Raw genomic sequence first — 17,312 nt, 5'->3', positions numbered from 1 at the left:
GAGGATATATGAAAACTTTTAAAGATTTACTAGTTGGTTTTTTGGCAGGGGTTGGTATTGGAGCTTTAATCGAAGCTTTCATATCAATATTAGTTGGAGCTGATATTGTAGGTGTGCCTGACTTTGTGGCAAGTGTAAGCGCAGGACACGCAAAGATCATCCAATGCTTAGTTTATGGAGGCTTTGGTGTGGTATCAACTCTATCTGGAATTATTTTTAAGAATAAATCTAGATCAATTTATCTAAATCACGCTATCCACTTTCTAATAATAGCAATATATTTTGTCTTTGCAGGATTATACCTAAGATGGTTTTCTAACAATAGTACAATAATCTTTGCCTTTGCAAGTTTTGTTATAATTTACTTATTAATTAGCTTTGGTTTTTATATCTACGAAAAAAATATGATTAACGAAATAAACAAGAAGCTCTAAAAGGGGCTGTTGCAGAATGAATAAATCGTACCATTATCGTTAGAAGAACCTCCACGGAAAGCCTCATAACGCCGACGGGCTAAATGCCTCCATCAGTCGGCAGGCACTAATATGCCCACCGGCAAGGAGAGGTAAATTTTCCTAAGAGAACCTTCTAATGATGGTACGATGATTATTCATAGTTTTGCAACAACCCCTTATTTTGCTGCTATAATTCCTATAATAGAAGAAATAGCTAGAAATATTGGTGCTAGTATCCCTACATCTGTGTAAAAGCCTAGTCCTGATAGAACTACTAGCATTATGAAATTTGTAAGAATAGTTGCGCTATAGCCCCTGTAGCCTTTTTTGTAATAATCAGCTTTTAGCATCTCGTCAGATTCTTCTATAAACTTCTTATTAAACTTAAAATCAAGGGTGTCAGCTTTTCTATTTGGTTCTACTTTCTTGATAAGCTCGTAGTTTTTTTGAAAAATCATTGATATAAGGATTATATAAACTATAAACCCTAGTATTATAATCAAAGCCTCTTTTATATTAATCCAAGATTTGTAAGAATAAACGCCCATAGACATAGCCCATATGCTCGCAAGAGCAAAGATTAGAAAAATACTTACCTCTCTTACCATAAGGCTATAGTTAGTGTATTTTGTTGGAATTGGATCTTCGCCTTTAAGACCTTTTTCGATTTCTTTTTTAGACTTCCTATAAAAAGCATAGGCTATTATAAGGCTTAATACGATTACTGTAAGAGATATCGCAAATACATTTTTTATTAGGAAGAACTTAATAGCCTTTCCCAAATCGCTTAGCGCAACATTTTCAAATATCCATCCAGAAAAAGTCCCAACTAGAAGCCCTACTATAATTAACATCAAAAATTTTTTCTTATTCATATTCTTCCTCCAATCCGAAAATATCCTCGACTCTCATATCAAAAACTCTGGCAAGACTTAGAGCAACCATAACTGAAGGATTGTAATCTCCTCTTTCAATAAGAGATATGGTCTGTCTTGAAACTCCTACCATATTACCAAGATCTGTCTGATTGATTCCTTTTTCCTTTCTGATTTCAGAAAGTTTATTAACTAATTTCAATAAATCTAAGCTCCTTTCTTGACAAGTATCTTTGTCATTATTATATAATTGACAAGTATTCTTGTCAACCCTTGCCATAAAAAAACCAGAGCATCTGCTCTGGCTATAAATACTAACCCCTATAAGCTTCCTCATCTACATAAATATAGACATTTGGATGAAGGGATAAGAATCCTGCTGGAAAGTCTGTCGATAGGCTTTCGTCTTCTAATAATCTTTTAACAGCTTGGTGTTTTTTCTTGCCATTTGCAAGAAGAATTATAGTTTTTGCATTGAAGATATCTGCCATTCCCATAGAGATAGCATATTTAGGAACGTCTTCTTTGCTAGCAAAAAATCTTGAATTAGCCTCAATGGTGCTATCAGCTAATTTTACTATCGAAGTTCTCCTATTGAGTTTATCGGCTGGCTCATTAAAGGCTACATGGCCATTTTCACCTATGCCTAGAATTTGAATATCTCTTTGTCCAAATTCATCGAGGATCTTGTCATAGTCTTTGGCGTATTTTTCGTCATTATCCTTAGCCTTTGGTAGAATATTAGTCCCCTCATTAAATGAAACATGGTCGAAGAAGTTTTTCTTCATAAAATACTTATAAGAATGTTCATTTTCTGAATCAATACCTACATATTCGTCAAGATTTATTGATTTTGCATATTTGAAACTAATCTCTCCCTCATCATTTGCCTTAATTAAATATTGATAAAGGCCCACTGGAGAAGACCCTGTAGCAAGGCCCAATTTAATTTGTGGTTTTTCTATGATATTTGATATGACCAAGTCTGCCGCTTTTTTGCTCATATCATCGTAGTCTTTGCATACTATTACTTTCATATTGCCTCCTCTTACTTATCTTTCACTTAAATTATACGAGTAGAAAGAAAAAGTTCTATCCCTAAGACTAGGACTATTGGTTAATAGTTATCTACAAATAAGGGCTTTTTCTATATCTAAAATAATCATCTAGGATTGTAACTTCTAAATTTATAAAATTGCCCACAAAAAAACCAGGACCAAGGCCCTGGCACAAATTTCTTATTAATAGTTAAAGTTTGCGATTTCGAACCATTCTTGTTTGTGATGACAAGCTGGACAAATCTTTGGTGCAACTTTTCCTTCATATAGGAAGCCACAGTTTCCGCATTTCCAAATAACTTTTTCGTCTCTTTCAAATACTTTTCCATTTTCAACATTGTCATGAAGTTTTTGATATCTATCTCTATGAGCTCCTTCAGCTTTTGCGATGTTTCTGAATGCTCTAGCAATTTCATCAAATCCTTCTTCTTCTGCAACATCTGCAAATGATGGATACATATGTTCACATTCTTCATTTTCACCATCTATAGCACCTTGTAGGTTTGTTAGGGTGTCATGGAAGATAACTGGGAATGCTGTGTATTCTGGGTTAAGTTCAATTGCTTCAAGTTTAAATTCTTCTTTTAAGAATTTGTAGAATCTTGCAGCGTGTTCAACTTCGTTTCTTGCTGTTTCTTCAAAGATTGCAGCGATTTGTTGATAACCTTCTTTTTTTGCAACTTTTGCTGCATAGTTATATCTCATTGTTGCTTGGCTTTCACCTGCGAATGATGTAATTAGATTTTGTGCTGTTTTTGTTCCTTTTAATGTCATATGTACACTCCTTTTTTATTTCTTTCTTCGACTTGTATTCACATTATATTATATAAATTTCATTTGTCAAGAATCATTCTAAAGTTTTTATCATTCTAATTATGATACTTAGAATCATTATCAAATACATAATCAACCCTTATTCTTCATCTATTTTCCAACGTTTGATTTTAAGAGGTAATTTTTCTATATCTCACAGGAAAACTTTATCTTTTTCGTGAGCATTCTTTATGGCTGACTTTCAAGTCTGTATAATTATTTGATAATGGAAAATAATTTTATCGGGTATAATAAAGGTATATATAGGAGGAGAATATGAAATTAGATTTTACTAATGTAAACTTAGACAATTTGTCTAGCTATGAGGATAAGGCTCTTTCCGCCTTTGATACTTTGATGAATAAGGATGGAGCCGGTAATGACTTTCTCGGTTGGATTGAAAGACCTGTAGATTATGACAAGGAAGAGTTTGAAAGAATCAAAAAAGCAGCAGAAAAAATCAACAAGAATTCTGATGTTTTGATTTCAATTGGTATAGGTGGATCCTATCTAGGTATCAAGGCTGTTGATGTGGCTTGTGATTCTTATTTTAATTCTAATAGAAAAGTTAAGCTAATCTATGCAGGAAATCAAATTTCTGGGGAATATTTGTCTGACCTTCTCGATTATCTAAAGGATAAGGACTATTCTTTAAATGTTATTTCTAAGTCAGGTACTACTACAGAACCTGCCATAGCCTTCAGATTCTTAAAAGATGCTATTGAAGAAAAATATGGAAAAGAAGAAGCCAAGAAGAGAATTTTTGCTACTACAGATAAGGCTAAGGGAGCTTTAAAAGAACTTGCCGATGCGGAAGGCTATGAAACTTTTGTCGTACCAGATGATATTGGCGGAAGATTTTCTGTTATATCAGCCGTAGGCCTTCTCCCACTTGCAGTAGCTGGAATTGACCTTGATGAATTTATGGCCGGTTTTAAAGAAGGTATGGATGAGTACACTCAAAGATCTTTCGAAAACCCTGCTATCAAATACGCTGCCATTAGAAATATGTTAAATGAAGCTGGAAAGGATATAGAAGTTCTTGTAAACTATGAATCAAAGTTAAAATATATAGCCGAATGGTGGAAGCAACTTTTTGCAGAAAGTGAAGGAAAAGATGGCAAGGGAATCTTCCCAGTATCTGTTAATAATACAACCGACCTTCACTCAGTAGGACAAATGATTCAAGAGGGTAAGAGAAACCTATTTGAGACTGTCCTAGAGATCGAAAATCCAAACAAAGACCTTACCATCAAAGAAGAAAAAGATAATCTCGATGGCCTAAACTACCTAGCAGGAAAGACCATGAGCTTTGTAAACAAACAAGCTATGGAAGGAACAACTATAGCCCATGTAAAGGGTGAGGTTGCTAATATCAGGATAAAACTAGATAAGATTTCTGCTAAAAATATTGCCAAACTATTCTATTTCTTCGAAATAGCTGTAGGCGTTTCTGGTTACATGTTAGGGGTAAATCCATTTAACCAACCAGGAGTTGAAGAATACAAATCACAAATGTTCAAGCTTCTCGGCAAGCCAGGTTACGAAAATTAATATCCATCACTCTGGATTTCAAGTTCAGAGTGATTTTTTATTAATATTTTTATATTTTTTTGAGCTAGAAAGCCTTTGTTTCAAGGCTTTTTATGAATAATAAAAAATTATTTTGAAATTTTATTTGACAAACCTTCGAAAAGAGATTAATATATTATCAAGAATAAATTAGCAGAAAAAAAGAGTAGATTCAGTAGGGATTTCAGAGAGTAGACGTTTGGTGAAAGTCTATATTCAAGCTGATTTTCGAAAATCATTTTTCTAATGCAAGTCTGAACTATAGTAAGATTTGACGCATTGGTAGGCGTTATCACTACCCAGCATTGTTGGATGCTTGAGAGCTTATTTTTATAAGAAAAAAGGTGGTACCGCGGAACTTTCGTCCTTTGTCATATGACAGAGGACTTTTTTTATAGAAAATTTTCGAATATTATTAAGAGGTTAAGATGAGAATAAAAGGATCAGAAATTATAGTAAAAACACTGATTGATGAGGGAGTTGATACTCTCTTCGCCTATCCAGGCGGATCAGTTATCCAAGTCTTTGATTCGCTTTATGATTATTCAGATAAGATAAGGCTGATTAGGACAAGTCACGAACAAGGAGCATCTCACGCTGCTGATGGTTATGCTAGGTCAAGCGGAAAGGTCGGAGTTGTTATGGCTACATCAGGACCTGGAGCAACTAATATAGTTACAGGGATTGCGACAGCCTTTATGGATTCTATTCCCTTAGTTTGTATTACTGGCAATGCTGGAAGGAAACTTTTGGGTAAGGATTCTTTCCAAGAAATTGATATTGTAGGCATTACTATGCCAATTACCAAACACAATTTTATAGTAAGGGATATAAAAGACTTGCAAGATACTATAAGAAGAGCGTTTTTGATTGCAAACTCTGGCAGAAAGGGCCCAGTGCTTATTGATATTCCAAGCGATGTTATGGGTGATTATTGGGAGTATGAGAAAAAAGAGAAGCTTGTCGATGATTCATTAAAAAATAAGCCAAGCCTTGAAGATATCAAGAAGTTAGCAGAATGTATAAATAATTCTAAAAGACCTATCATCTATTGTGGTGGGGGTCTTACCTCATCTGGTAGTTTTATGGAGCTTAGAGAGTTGATTAAGTTATCAAATATTCCTGCTTGCAATACTATCATGGGCATAGGAGTTTTGGGCTATGAGGATGAGCTTAACTTAGGAATGTTAGGTATGCATGGTAGGTATAGTACAAATCATGCTATTGATGAGTGTGATTTGCTTATAGCTTGCGGAGTTAGGTTTTCTGACAGGGTAGCTCTTAATACAAAAAAATTCGCCAAGAATGCTTATATAGTACATATTGACATTGATAAGTCAGAAATTGATAAGAATATTTTCACAGACTTTAGTCTAGTTGGAGATTTGAAAGAGATTTTATCAGAGCTTTTAGATTATATAGAAAAAAAGGATAGAAAGGAGTGGATAAGGAGAGTCAATGAATTAAAGAAGGATGATTATAAGCCTGAGGACTGTAGAGATAAGATTAAACCACATCAAGTTATTTCTTATATTTCAGAATTTCTAGGTGAAGATTTGATATTTGTAACTGATGTTGGTCAACATCAAATGTGGACAGCCCAGTATTGTGGCAGAACTAAGCCGAGATCTTTTCTTACTAGTGGTGGACTTGGTACTATGGGCTTTGGCTATGGAGCATCTATTGGTGCTAAGCTTGCTAATCCCGATAGGCCTGTTGTTCATATAACTGGTGATGGTTCATTTAATATGAATTTTAATGAGATTTTGACTGCTGTTAATAATAATGTAAAGGTCATAAGTGTAATTATGAATAATTCTACTCTTGGCATGGTTAGGCAGTGGCAACACCTTCTTTATAACAATAGATTTTCAGGGACCAATATAGAAAAGACGATTGATTATGTAAAACTTGCAGATTCTATGGGAGCGGAAGGCTATAGCTGTGATAAGCTCTCAGACTTCAAAGAGTCTTTTAATAAGGCTGCAAGTTCAAATAAGGTATCGATTATAGAAGTTAGAATTGACAAGAATGAGTTAGTTCTACCAATGATTCCAGCTGGTGGAACTGTAGATGATGTTATTATGGAGTAAAAATGAAAAACCTTAGCACTATTAATGTCTTTGTCCACAATAATGCTGGTATCCTTACTAGAATCTCCTCCATATTTTCGAGGAGGGGTTTTAATATCGAAAGCATTAATGCTGCTGTTAGTAGCGATGATAACAAGACAAGGATTATTGCAACAATTTCCGAAGACCCAGATATGGTAAGGCAGGTAGTAAATCAGATTGAAAAGTTAGAAGATGTTATCGACCTTGAGATTATGGATAATGAGAATTTCATCTCAAGAGAGATGCTCTTGGTCAAGCTAAAGATTCACAGTAGTGATTATTTGGAGCTTAATGCCCTAACTAGTCTTTATAAGGCAAAAATTATAGATTACTCATCTGATAATTTATTTTTGGAGATGACAGGATATAAGAATAATTTGGATGATTTTTTAAAGATTATATCAAAATATCAAGTAGAAGATGTAATAAGAACAGGAATAACAGGAATAAAAAGAAATTAGGAGATTAAAAATGATAAAAAAATATTATGACAAAGATTGCGATTTAAGTTTATTAGAAGGTAAAACAGTAGCTATAATAGGATTTGGTTCTCAAGGTCATGCCCACGCCCTAAACCTAAAGGAAAGTGGCGTTAATGTTGTGGTTGGTCTTAAAGAAACTTCAAAATCAAGAAAACTTGCCCAAGACTTTGGCTTAGAAGTGTTAAGCGTAAGCGAGGCTAGCAAAAAAGCTGATGTTGTAATGATGCTTGTACCTGATGAAATATCCGCAGATATCTACAACAAAGAAGTTAAGGATAATCTAAAAGAAGGAGATACCTTGATGTATGCTCATGGCTTTAATGTTCATTACAACTTGGTTGAAGTAAATCCTGGCGTAGATGTTTCTATGGTAGCACCAAAAGGTCCTGGTCATACAGTAAGAAGCCAATACCAAAAGGGCTTGGGAGTTCCATCCCTTGTTGCTGTATATCAAGATGCTAGCGGCAAGGCTAAGGATTTGGCCCTAGCTTATGCCAAGGCTCTAGGTGCTGGCAGGGCTGGAATCCTCGAGACAACTTTCAAGGAAGAAACTGAAACAGACTTATTCGGTGAACAAGCTGTCTTGTGTGGAGGTATTACTGAATTGATGAAGGCTGGTTTTGAAACCCTAGTTGCTGCTGGTTATGAACCAGAAATGGCCTACTTCGAATGTATCCACGAGATGAAATTAATTGTAGATATGATAGTCGAAGGTGGATTTACAAATATGAGAAATTCAATTTCTAATACTGCTGAGTACGGTGATTATCACGCAGCAAAAATGGTAATCGGTAAGGAAACAAGAGATAATATGAAAAAAATCTTAGAAGATATCCAATCCGGAGAATTTGCTAGTGAGTTTATGCAAGAATTTAGTGCAGGTAGGAAGATTAAATTCCTTACAACAAGGAGAAGAGAAGCCTCTCACCAATTAGAAGAAGTAGGCAAGGATCTTAGGTCAATGATGAGTTGGCTTAAAAAATAAGGAGCTTAGATGTTAAATAGTGATAAGGTCCTAAAGGGTGTAGAGAGAGCCCCAAACAGGTCTCTCTTTTACGCCCTTGGATATACAAAAAGACAACTAGAAAGACCCCTCGTAGGAATTATTTCTGCCTATAGTGAGATAGTGCCAGGCCATATGTACCTAGATAAGGTATCCCAAGCTGTAAAAGATGGGGTCTTGATGAACGGGGGAACTCCTATCCTCATCCCATCAATAGGTGTTTGTGATGGAATAGCTATGGGCCATGTCGGCATGAAATACTCCCTTCCCAGTAGGGAGTTAATAGCTGATAGTGTCGAAACCATGGCTAGGGCTCATGGCCTTGACGGTCTTGTTCTAGTACCAAATTGCGATAAAATCGTTCCTGGTATGATAATGGGAGCTTTGAGGTTAAATCTTCCAACCATCCTCGTTAGCGGTGGACCAATGCTTGCTGGCAAGAATAAGAAAAAAGAAATCTCCTTATCCTACGCTTTCGAAGCTGTCGGTCAAAATAAGGCTAATATAATCACAGAAGATGAACTCTACGAAATAGAAAAAGCTGTTTGTCCAACTTGTGGGTCATGTGCTGGAATGTACACTGCAAATTCCATGAACTGTCTTTCAGAAGCTATAGGCCTAGCCCTCAAGGGAAATGGAACAACTCCTGCTGTTTATGCTGAAAGATATAGGATTGCTAAGGAGAGTGGCTATCAGATAATGGAATTGATTAATGATGATGTAAGGATTAAGGATATAATCACTCCTTCTTCCATAAGAAATGCAATCGCAACTGATATGGCTTTAGGTTGTTCTACAAATACGGTCTTACACTTACTTGCCATTGCCACAGAAGCTGGCATAGATATCAACCTTAACTTGTTTAACGAGATTAGCGAAAAAGTTCCTAATTTATGTCATCTAGCACCAGCTGGGCCATTTCATATGGAAGACCTCTACCTAAGCGGTGGTATAGCAGCTGTCCAAAATGAACTTATGATGGCTAATTTACTAGAAAAAGATTGTAAGACTGTCCAAGGCATCAGTATCTATGAACAAATTAAAGATGCTAAGCCAGAAAATCACGAGGTTATAAGACCAATTGATAAGCCTTACTCAAAAGTTGGAGGCCTTGCTATCTTGTTTGGCAATATAGCTAGAAAAGGTGCTGTTGTAAAAAGAAGTGCAGTCGATAAGTCCATGCTCAAACACACTGGCCCTGCAAGAGTATTTGATAGTGAAGATACCGCAATCAAGGCTATATATGAGGGAGACATAAAGGATGGCGATGTAGTAGTAATAAGATACGAAGGCCCTAAGGGTGGCCCTGGTATGAGAGAGATGCTAAATCCAACTTCAGCCTTGGCAGGAATGGGCCTTGATAAGAGTGTTGCCCTTATAACAGATGGAAGATTTTCAGGAGCATCAAGGGGAGCATCAATAGGACACGTTTCTCCAGAAGCTGCCCTAGGTGGAGAAATCGGCATAATCAAAGAGGGCGATCTTATAGAAATTGATATAGAAAAATATTCTATCAGGCTAAAAATATCCGACGAGGAAATGGAAGAAAGAATGAAGAATTTTACTCCAACTGATAATAATAAGCTATCAGGTTGGCTTGATAGGTATAGAAGATGTGTTACAAGCTCTGATAAAGGAGCTGTCCTAAGATAATTTTTTCAAAAAATAATCGTAGCCTTAAAACGAAGTTTAACTCCCTAAATAGGCTACGATTATTTTTTTAGTCTTAATGACAAGGCTTATTTAATTTCCTAAATAAAATAACTAAGACGAAAAGCTCGACAAGGGTTACTATTAGGCTTGCCTCTATTCCGAAGCCACCCCCACTTATTAGGAAAGAGCCGACAGGTTCACTCTTAAAGATGGTATTTTGGCTATCAATTATTCCACTAACATTTATACCAAAGAAATTTCCCTGGAGGAAATTCCATACGCTATGACAAGCTGCAGATGTGTAGATACTATCGTTTATGTAAAAAATCATAGAAAATACTAGACCCATCAAGAGTAAATTGACAAAGGCTATAGCATTAAAGGAAGTGTTTCCTACATGAAGGATAGCAAATAACAAACTATTGGCTATAAGTCCCGTCTTTACGTCCTTAACAGCAGCAAAATAATTCATAAGCACTGATCTCGTAATTAATTCTTCCTCAAAGCCTTGGAAAATCCAACCTATAACAAAAAGTAGATATAAAAAAGGACTGATATTTCTAATATTGACCCTTATCCTAAAGCCTCCAAATAAGAAGACAAGAAGGAAAGATGCCGTAAGCATAGCCCCACCAATCAAGATACCCTTGGTGTAGGATATGAGCTTTTTATCATCTACTAGGCCTAGAGACTTGGCATTTCTATTTTGATATTTTTTTACGAAAAAATAAATAGTGAGACTTATGAAAAATGTGGAAAGTAAATCAAATATCATAAATGAGTCACTTCCATAAGCTATTTTAGGAACATATCCTAGCTTTAATACTTTTACTAGGGGGTAGATTATAAGACCTAGTAAAAAGGCTATTACAGCTGGCATAAGATTCATCACAAAAAATAGGCATAGGGTAAAGAGGATAGGGTTTCTATCCTTCATGACCCTCCTAGTTTCTTTGATTGACTCATTATCTAATAGCATATATCTCTTATTTAGCATAGTCGAGTGCCCCTCCCAAAATTGCATTTACAAAGGGTCTTGACTCGTAAATCTTCTTTGAAAAAATCTTATCTCTAATGAAGATACTAACCCTAGCCTTTTTCCTTGGTGCATCTTTATTCTTTAGAGCCTTCATATAGGCCTCATGGCTCTTATCTTCTCCCAAGGCCTTGTAGACATCTATATAATTAACATTTTCAATCTCTAGACTAACTTCCTTGCCACCTTCAACACTTTTTTCTTCTATATACTTAATTGACAAGTTAGAAAAAACAGCCTGGTAAAACTCCTTATTTTCCTTCTCATCCTTGGAGTAGGACTTCTTTAGCACATCCATTATAACTGCCATCCTATCCATTTTCTTAGAAAAATATTCTTCATCGTCATTTTTGATAGCAGTCTGAATCATCCCTACTTGCTTTTTATTGGAAGAGATTAGCTTCTTATAAGAAAAAAATACAGCAAATATTATAAAAAGTAGGACAAGAATCCTAATAATAGTCTCTCTTCTACGCCTTATCTTTCTCCTATGCCTTCTTTCTGCATCTCTTTTATTTTCTCTTATGTAATTATCGTCCATCTTGGATCGTCTTCTTCTATCCATGTCAACTCCTCTTATGAGTATTATATCATTTTATTAGTAATTTTTCTTATTTGTGATATGATTTAAGTATGAAAAATATCAGACTAAATATAGCTGGCTTTTTGGGCTTAATTTTACTTGTTATTAGTTTTATTACCCCTTTGCTAGGCCTTTCAACAAAATTAAATACTCAAATAGCATCAAGAATCATAAATTCCTATCTGATAGCCTATATAGCCTACATGATCTCCTTCATGGATACCAGAAGGGTTATCCTAATATTTCTTCCCCTTCTTTTTCATGTAAGCCTTAATTACCTCATAATTAACGGATTTTCTGTAAAACTATCCAAAGATATCATCCAGGGTACTTATGCTATTGTCAGAAATTTGTTTGATTTAATAAGCCTAGTTGGAATATTTTTCCTCCTAGAGCTTATCTTAAATAAAATTTTCGGTAATAAATTTACAAGTCTAGTTGGCCTTTTATCGCTTGCCTTCTTCTTTTACTTTGATTATAGCAGGATTCTTGTTCGCTTTACAAGTCTTAAAGAATTTTTTCTATACTTTGCTATTTTTGTTATGGCTTTAAGAATTAGGAAGGCTGAAAAAATCAACCCCCTCCTCTATATTTTGGCGGCAAGTCTTGTTGGAGTCGAAATTTTTCTTAACTATAAATATGGATTTGACTATGGATATTTCCTATCCTTTATCCCCCTAGTCTACCTAATCCTAAAATCTATAGCTAACCCTAGCCAAGTAAGTTTTGAGAAGTTTATGATTTTCACCTACCTCTACATCTATCCAAGCATTTTTATCGCCCTTAGACTTTTTGTCGGCGAAAATAGGTTAGTTACTTGCTTGTTAGGACTACTTAGCACTTTGTTTATAGGCCAAATTCTTTATAAGCTTAGGATAAAATATATAAACTATCTCCTAGTGGGAATAAATTAAAAAAATCCAGCCTTTCAAAGTTTAGTAATTATCTACTAAGCTTTGAAAGCTGGATTTTTTATAGGCTTTCTACCTTATTCTTTATATCTCTTTTTAGAAAATACATACACATTATAGTATTTAATACTTCCGATATGAAAAATGACCACCAAACTAGATCTATATTACCGGTAAGGGACAATAGATAGAAGGTTGGTAGGAGGATTATAAATTGTCTAAGGAAGGATTGGAGGATAGCTGATTGCCAGTTACCCAAAGCCTGAAACACTCCTACAGCTATTATAGATACAGAGGCTATTACATAAGATAAGGAAACTATTCTTATCATAGGAACGCCTATCTCACGCATCCTAAAAGTTGCATTGAACATATCAAAGATTTGATTTGGAAATATCCACAAAAGAATAGTAGCTAGTCCAACTAACAAGAATCCCCATAGCAAGGCTAACCTTATAGATTTTTTTATCCTTGCCACATGTCTTGCCCCATAGTTAAAGGAAATTATAGATATCATGGCGTTAGACATACCTATAATAGGCAAAAAGGCAAAGGACTGAAGCTTAAACATCACTCCATAGGCTGCTATGGCTGATTGACCAAAGGCCCTTAGCATGGTGTTTAAGATAAAGATAAGGACTGATGATATAGCATTCATCACTATTGATGGGATTCCAATCCAAAATATTTCCTTTAATATTTCTCCATGAAAACTAAAATGCTTAAAATCAACTACTATGTCTGTGTTCTTCTTCCTATTTATTACAAGTCCAATTATTGACCCTCCAATTTGACCGATAACCGTTGCAAGGGCAGCTCCCCTAACTTCTAATCTTGGAAAACCAAAAAGACCAAAAATAAAGATAGGATCGAGGATAAGATTTATCAAAGCGCCCGATACTTGGACAATCATGGTGTAGAAGGTAAGGGATGTCGCTTGAAGGAGCTTTTCTGCCAAGATTTGGAAGAAAACTCCTATACCAAATACCATTATTATCCACAAGTAGTCCTTAGTGTATTTTATGATTTGAGGGTTTGTCGACTGGCTATTAGCAAAATTATTTGTAAAGAGTAGGCCTAAGCTTGCAAAAACTAGGTAGGCTAGGATTGATAGGGCTATACCATGCATAGCAACAACCCCTACTCTTTTCTTATCATCCATACCCAAATACCTACTCAATAGGGCACTGGCTCCTACAGAAATTCCAACTGCCACAGCTATCATGATATTTTGGACTGGAAAGGCAAGGGAAACTGCCGTAAGGGCCTCTTCTGAAATTCTTGCTACGAAAATCGAGTCTACCACATTGTAAACTGATTGGACTAGCATGGAGATAACCATAGGAATACTCATCTTGATAAGGAGATTTCCAACCGGCATAGTCCCCATTATATTTTCTTTTCTTGTTTCGGTTTTTTCCATAAATTCTCCTTTCTGTTTAAAAAAATTTGGCAATATAAGAGATACCGGAAAAAACCGATATCTCTGATTAATTAAATAATTCTTTTTCTTGTCTTTTTATTGACTCATTTACTTTAAGTTTTCTAAGCATATCATCATCATAATCGCTTATAACATGGATAGCTGAGTTTTCTTCTCGACCTTTCTTATTAAACTCTTCTTTTAGCTCTTCTGCTACATTCTCGTAGGCAACCTTCCTAGAAATAGCTTGGAGCCTAAAAGCTTTTTGGGTCTTTTTGCTTTCACTTTTGCCAAGAACTAAGTCATTTACCGCAAGCTCTATGAGATTGACGCCTGCCAGGGTTGAATAATAGAAGGTCCTTCCTTGTCTTATATTCATCTCAAGGACAAAAACTTCACCAGTCTTTGAGTCTTTCTTGAAGTCTATATTAAAGAGTCCATGATAGTCGAGGGATGTAACAATTTTTTCTGCCAAAGCATACATGAGGCTATCATCGTGATCTACTTGAACTAGGTGGTTACCAACCCACATAGGTCTAAGGTCTGATAATAAGTTTCTCGCAAGAACAAAAGAAATCTTTCCATCTTTTGACCTATAACCATTTAGAGAATACTCACTACCTTGAGTCCCATTAATAAAGTTTTGGCAGATAAAATCTCCCCTAAAATCACTCTCATATACTTTCCTTAAAACTGCCTTAGCCTCATCTGAATCCCTTAAATAATAACCCTTTTGGATATTTTCACAAGATGAGTCAAGGAGAGCATCATAATCGTCAGCCTTGAGGAAGACTTCTCCAGAAAAATCAATGCTATCAATATTATCCTTATTGATAACCAAGGTCTTTGGATAAGAAACTCCTATTTTTTCTAAATATGAATAGAACTCAGATTTTTTTAGTAGTTTCTCTGCCCATTCATAATTAGGATATGGAATATGGTAGGTAAAATTAAACTTAGCTTGATTTTTAAGTAAAATCTCCACATATCTTTCTGTCGGAGCAAAAAAGACAAACTCATCTTCATCTCTTTTTTCGATAACTTCATTTATAAAGTTTGCAAAAATCTCCTCGTCTGATGAAAAACCCTTGGTCGTATAAACATCGGCAATTTTTGATTTATAAAAAGGAACAAGAACAGCGGCTCCTATGACAAGGGGCTTTTTAGAAAAAGCCTCATAAAAGCTCCTTGCCACTGAGTAACTGTTATGGTCTGTCCCCAAAATTACAGCATTGAAGGTCATATTAGAATATTGATTTTATTGATTTAGAAGCTTTTTCTTCATTAAGCTTTTCTATAAATTCTTCTAGAGAAACATCTGGAGTTTCTTTAGCATCTCTATTTCTTACAGTAAGTTTACCAGAATTTTCTTCTTTCTCGCCTACTACCAACATGTAATTTGTTCTCATAAGTTGAGCTTGACGAATCTTGTAGCCTACTCCTTCACTTCTGTAGTCTATATTAACCCTGTAACCTGCTTTTTTGATTTTTTCTTTTAATTCTTCTGCATAAGGAATATATTTATCAGATACTGGGATGATTTCAACTTGTTGTGGGTTTAACCATAGTGGGAATCTTCCTGCGAAGTGTTCTGTTAGAACTCCGATAAATCTTTCAATTGATCCAAGTAGGGCCCTGTGGAGCATGGCTGGTCTTTTCTTTTCTCCATTTTCATCGATATATGTTAAATCAAAGTTTTGTGGAAGTTGGAAGTCAAGTTGGATTGTACCACATTGCCATTCTCTCTTAGCAGCATCTAGTAAGTGGAAGTCGATTTTTGGTCCGTAGAAAGCACCATCTCCTGGGTTAATTTCATATTCAATACCACGTTCTTCTAGGGCTTTCTTTAGTTGGTCTTCTGCGAAGTCCCAATCCTTAATCTCGCCCATGAAGTCATCTGGCCTTGTTGATAGCTCTATTGTATATTTGAAACCGAATGTTGAATAGAGAAGGTCTGCAAGGTCTATCATCTTGTAAACTTCTTCTTTGATTTGGCTTGGCATACAATAAACGTGGGCATCATCTTGAGTAAATGTTCTTACTCTGAAAAGTCCGTGTAGGGTACCAGAAAGCTCATGTCTGTGAACTTGACCATACTCAGCAAGTCTTATTGGAAGGTCCCTATAAGAGTGTTGGTTAGCTGCATAAGTTAGAACAGAACCTGGGCAGTTCATAGGTTTAACTGCATAAGCTTCCCCATCAATTTTTGTAAAGTACATATTTTCTTTGTAGTGATCCCAGTGACCTGATCTGTGCCATAGGGCTTCATTTAGGATAAGTGGAGTTTTGATTTCTCCATAACCATTGTTGTTAAGAACATCTGTCCACCAAACTAGAAGTTCATTCATAAGAATCATTCCATTTGGATGGAAGAATGGGAAACCTGGTCCTTCTTCGTGGAAGGCAAAAAGGTTCATTTCACGACCGATTTTTCTATGATCTCTCTTTTCAATTTCTTTTTGAAGTTCTTCATACTCTTCTAATTGTTTAGCCTTCTCGAAAGAAATTCCGTAGATTCTTTGAAGCATTTGTCTATCAGAATCTCCCCTCCAATAAGCACCAGCTATAGTTTTTAACTTAACAGCCTTGATAACTTTTGTAGATTCAAGGTGTGGTCCCCTACAAAGGTCTACAAAAACATCGCCCATCTTGTAAAGGGTAATCTTTTCATCTTCTGGAAGGTCTTCTATAAGCTCAACCTTGTAGTCTTGCTTATCTTTTTTAAACATTTCCAAAGCTTCATTTCTAGAAATTTCTACTCTTTCAAGTTTTAGGTCTTTTTTGGCAAGTTCTAGCATCTTCTTTTCGATTTTTTCCAAATCTTCTGGAGTAAATCTATGTTCAAGGTCCATATCATAATAGAAACCATCATTAATAGCAGGTCCTATGGCAAATTTAGTATTAGGATATAATTCATTAATAGCTGCAGCCATTAAGTGAGAAGAAGTATGCCAGAAAATTTCTTTTCCTTCCTTATCTTCAAATTTTACAACTCTGAAGTCAGAGTCTTCTTCTATTGGCTCAGCATAGCCCATAACTTTTCCATTAACAACAGCCCCAAGTGCTGCCCTATAAAGACCCATAGAAATGTCTTTTGTAACATCTCCTACTAGGACTCCACTTTCATATTCCTTAACTGATCCATCAGGTAATTTAATCTTAATCATAATTTCTCCTTTAAAATAAAAATAGACGTATGCCCAAGCCTCATGGCTATAGGACGATACGTCTTTGTTTCGTGGTTCCACCTAATTTGTTACTCATTAGAAGGCTTATCGCGCCCAAACGTTTCACATTACATGAAAAACTCTAGGGTGGTACTTTAAATCTATGT

General features: G+C 35.5%; 16 protein-coding genes and 1 other annotated feature. Of the genes, 7 read left to right on the top strand and 9 right to left on the bottom strand.

The window, feature by feature from the left end; translation table 11 throughout:
- Window positions 1-8 precede the first annotated feature (8 nt).
- Complete coding sequence (locus HMPREF0077_RS03800) at window positions 9-434, top strand: DUF3021 domain-containing protein (protein ID WP_004836642.1); 426 nt, start codon at window positions 9-11, stop codon at window positions 432-434.
- A gap of 197 nt (window positions 435-631) precedes the next feature.
- Here the strand turns inward: HMPREF0077_RS03800 and HMPREF0077_RS03795 are convergent, their stop codons facing one another.
- The 4 genes from HMPREF0077_RS03795 to rbr form a co-directional block, all read right to left on the bottom strand.
- Window positions 632-1,330, bottom strand: a complete 699-nt coding sequence (locus tag HMPREF0077_RS03795; RefSeq protein ID WP_004836641.1) for a DUF3169 family protein — start codon at window positions 1,328-1,330, stop codon at window positions 632-634.
- Entirely contained in the window at window positions 1,323-1,532 is a 210-nt protein-coding gene (locus tag HMPREF0077_RS03790) for a helix-turn-helix transcriptional regulator (RefSeq protein WP_040349456.1), read from the bottom strand. The genes HMPREF0077_RS03795 and HMPREF0077_RS03790 overlap by 8 nt, the downstream gene beginning before the upstream one ends.
- A gap of 112 nt (window positions 1,533-1,644) precedes the next feature.
- The gene (gene nagB, locus HMPREF0077_RS03785) at window positions 1,645-2,367 is read right to left on the bottom strand and encodes a glucosamine-6-phosphate deaminase (protein ID WP_004836639.1); all 723 of its coding nucleotides are present in this window, start codon (window positions 2,365-2,367) and stop codon (window positions 1,645-1,647) included.
- Between the two features lie 204 nt (window positions 2,368-2,571).
- Window positions 2,572-3,162 (bottom strand): rubrerythrin, encoded by a 591-nt coding sequence (gene rbr / locus HMPREF0077_RS03780; RefSeq protein ID WP_004836638.1) that lies wholly within the window; start codon window positions 3,160-3,162, stop codon window positions 2,572-2,574.
- 315 nt (window positions 3,163-3,477) lie between these two features.
- Here rbr and HMPREF0077_RS03775 point away from each other — a divergent pair, with 315 nt between their 5' ends.
- The 5 genes from HMPREF0077_RS03775 (at window position 3,478) to ilvD (ending at window position 10,025) form a co-directional block, all read left to right on the top strand.
- Window positions 3,478-4,755, top strand: coding sequence for a glucose-6-phosphate isomerase (locus HMPREF0077_RS03775; RefSeq protein ID WP_004836637.1), 1,278 nt, complete (start codon window positions 3,478-3,480; stop codon window positions 4,753-4,755).
- Between the two features lie 162 nt (window positions 4,756-4,917).
- Window positions 4,918-5,145 (top strand) — a binding site (T-box leader).
- A gap of 56 nt (window positions 5,146-5,201) precedes the next feature.
- Window positions 5,202-6,866: a biosynthetic-type acetolactate synthase large subunit gene (gene ilvB / locus HMPREF0077_RS03770; RefSeq protein ID WP_004836636.1), complete on the top strand. Its 1,665-nt coding sequence runs from the start codon at window positions 5,202-5,204 to the stop codon at window positions 6,864-6,866.
- Between the two features lie 2 nt (window positions 6,867-6,868).
- Window positions 6,869-7,348 (top strand): acetolactate synthase small subunit, encoded by a 480-nt coding sequence (gene ilvN / locus HMPREF0077_RS03765; RefSeq protein ID WP_004836635.1) that lies wholly within the window; start codon window positions 6,869-6,871, stop codon window positions 7,346-7,348.
- A 10-nt stretch (window positions 7,349-7,358) separates the two neighbouring features.
- Window positions 7,359-8,354: a ketol-acid reductoisomerase gene (gene ilvC, locus HMPREF0077_RS03760; RefSeq protein WP_004836634.1), complete on the top strand. Its 996-nt coding sequence runs from the start codon at window positions 7,359-7,361 to the stop codon at window positions 8,352-8,354.
- A 9-nt stretch (window positions 8,355-8,363) separates the two neighbouring features.
- Window positions 8,364-10,025 (top strand): dihydroxy-acid dehydratase, encoded by a 1,662-nt coding sequence (gene ilvD / locus HMPREF0077_RS03755; protein WP_004836633.1) that lies wholly within the window; start codon window positions 8,364-8,366, stop codon window positions 10,023-10,025.
- A 73-nt stretch (window positions 10,026-10,098) separates the two neighbouring features.
- Here the strand turns inward: ilvD and HMPREF0077_RS03750 are convergent, their stop codons facing one another.
- Together HMPREF0077_RS03750 and HMPREF0077_RS03745 are read right to left on the bottom strand one after the other, a co-directional pair.
- Entirely contained in the window at window positions 10,099-11,022 is a 924-nt protein-coding gene (locus HMPREF0077_RS03750) for a CPBP family intramembrane glutamic endopeptidase (RefSeq protein ID WP_004836632.1), read from the bottom strand.
- Window positions 11,012-11,626 carry a hypothetical protein gene (locus tag HMPREF0077_RS03745; protein WP_040349389.1) on the bottom strand — a complete coding sequence of 205 codons (615 nt, stop codon included), beginning with the start codon at window positions 11,624-11,626 and terminating at the stop codon, window positions 11,012-11,014. The genes HMPREF0077_RS03750 and HMPREF0077_RS03745 overlap by 11 nt, the downstream gene beginning before the upstream one ends.
- A 68-nt stretch (window positions 11,627-11,694) precedes the next feature.
- Between HMPREF0077_RS03745 and HMPREF0077_RS03740 the strand changes: the two genes are divergently transcribed.
- Complete coding sequence (locus HMPREF0077_RS03740) at window positions 11,695-12,558, top strand: hypothetical protein (protein ID WP_004836630.1); 864 nt, start codon at window positions 11,695-11,697, stop codon at window positions 12,556-12,558.
- A gap of 58 nt (window positions 12,559-12,616) precedes the next feature.
- On the opposite strand, the gene HMPREF0077_RS03735 is transcribed toward HMPREF0077_RS03740, so the two are convergent.
- The 3 genes from HMPREF0077_RS03735 to thrS form a co-directional block, all read right to left on the bottom strand.
- Window positions 12,617-13,978 carry an MATE family efflux transporter gene (locus HMPREF0077_RS03735; protein ID WP_040349388.1) on the bottom strand — a complete coding sequence of 454 codons (1,362 nt, stop codon included), beginning with the start codon at window positions 13,976-13,978 and terminating at the stop codon, window positions 12,617-12,619.
- Window positions 13,979-14,045: 67 nt separating this feature from the next.
- The gene (locus tag HMPREF0077_RS03730; RefSeq protein WP_004836628.1) at window positions 14,046-15,221 is read right to left on the bottom strand and encodes a carboxylate--amine ligase; all 1,176 of its coding nucleotides are present in this window, start codon (window positions 15,219-15,221) and stop codon (window positions 14,046-14,048) included.
- 1 nt (window position 15,222) lies between these two features.
- Window positions 15,223-17,145, bottom strand: a complete 1,923-nt coding sequence (gene thrS / locus HMPREF0077_RS03725; protein ID WP_040349387.1) for a threonine--tRNA ligase — start codon at window positions 17,143-17,145, stop codon at window positions 15,223-15,225.
- Window positions 17,146-17,312 lie beyond the last annotated feature (167 nt).

The sequence above is a fragment of the Anaerococcus tetradius ATCC 35098 genome (assembly GCF_000159095.1).
Taxonomy (GTDB): domain Bacteria; phylum Bacillota; class Clostridia; order Tissierellales; family Peptoniphilaceae; genus Anaerococcus; species Anaerococcus tetradius.
Note: the sequence above shows the minus strand (reverse complement) of the source record. Positions and strands in the feature narration are given on the sequence as shown.

What these genes read in the sequence shown, in the direction of transcription:
- HMPREF0077_RS03775 (WP_004836637.1), top strand. Translation starts at nt 3,478, where the DNA reads ATGAAATTAGATTTTACTAATGTAAACTTAGACAATTTGTCTAGCTAT.
- HMPREF0077_RS03750 (WP_004836632.1), bottom strand. Translation starts at nt 11,022, where the DNA reads ATGCTAAATAAGAGATATATGCTATTAGATAATGAGTCAATCAAAGAA.
- HMPREF0077_RS03730 (WP_004836628.1), bottom strand. Translation starts at nt 15,221, where the DNA reads ATGACCTTCAATGCTGTAATTTTGGGGACAGACCATAACAGTTACTCA.
- rbr (WP_004836638.1), bottom strand. Translation starts at nt 3,162, where the DNA reads ATGACATTAAAAGGAACAAAAACAGCACAAAATCTAATTACATCATTC.
- HMPREF0077_RS03735 (WP_040349388.1), bottom strand. Translation starts at nt 13,978, where the DNA reads ATGGAAAAAACCGAAACAAGAAAAGAAAATATAATGGGGACTATGCCG.
- thrS (WP_040349387.1), bottom strand. Translation starts at nt 17,145, where the DNA reads ATGATTAAGATTAAATTACCTGATGGATCAGTTAAGGAATATGAAAGT.
- ilvD (WP_004836633.1), top strand. Translation starts at nt 8,364, where the DNA reads ATGTTAAATAGTGATAAGGTCCTAAAGGGTGTAGAGAGAGCCCCAAAC.
- nagB (WP_004836639.1), bottom strand. Translation starts at nt 2,367, where the DNA reads ATGAAAGTAATAGTATGCAAAGACTACGATGATATGAGCAAAAAAGCG.
- HMPREF0077_RS03745 (WP_040349389.1), bottom strand. Translation starts at nt 11,626, where the DNA reads ATGGATAGAAGAAGACGATCCAAGATGGACGATAATTACATAAGAGAA.
- ilvB (WP_004836636.1), top strand. Translation starts at nt 5,202, where the DNA reads ATGAGAATAAAAGGATCAGAAATTATAGTAAAAACACTGATTGATGAG.
- HMPREF0077_RS03795 (WP_004836641.1), bottom strand. Translation starts at nt 1,330, where the DNA reads ATGAATAAGAAAAAATTTTTGATGTTAATTATAGTAGGGCTTCTAGTT.
- ilvN (WP_004836635.1), top strand. Translation starts at nt 6,869, where the DNA reads ATGAAAAACCTTAGCACTATTAATGTCTTTGTCCACAATAATGCTGGT.
- HMPREF0077_RS03740 (WP_004836630.1), top strand. Translation starts at nt 11,695, where the DNA reads ATGAAAAATATCAGACTAAATATAGCTGGCTTTTTGGGCTTAATTTTA.
- ilvC (WP_004836634.1), top strand. Translation starts at nt 7,359, where the DNA reads ATGATAAAAAAATATTATGACAAAGATTGCGATTTAAGTTTATTAGAA.
- HMPREF0077_RS03800 (WP_004836642.1), top strand. Translation starts at nt 9, where the DNA reads ATGAAAACTTTTAAAGATTTACTAGTTGGTTTTTTGGCAGGGGTTGGT.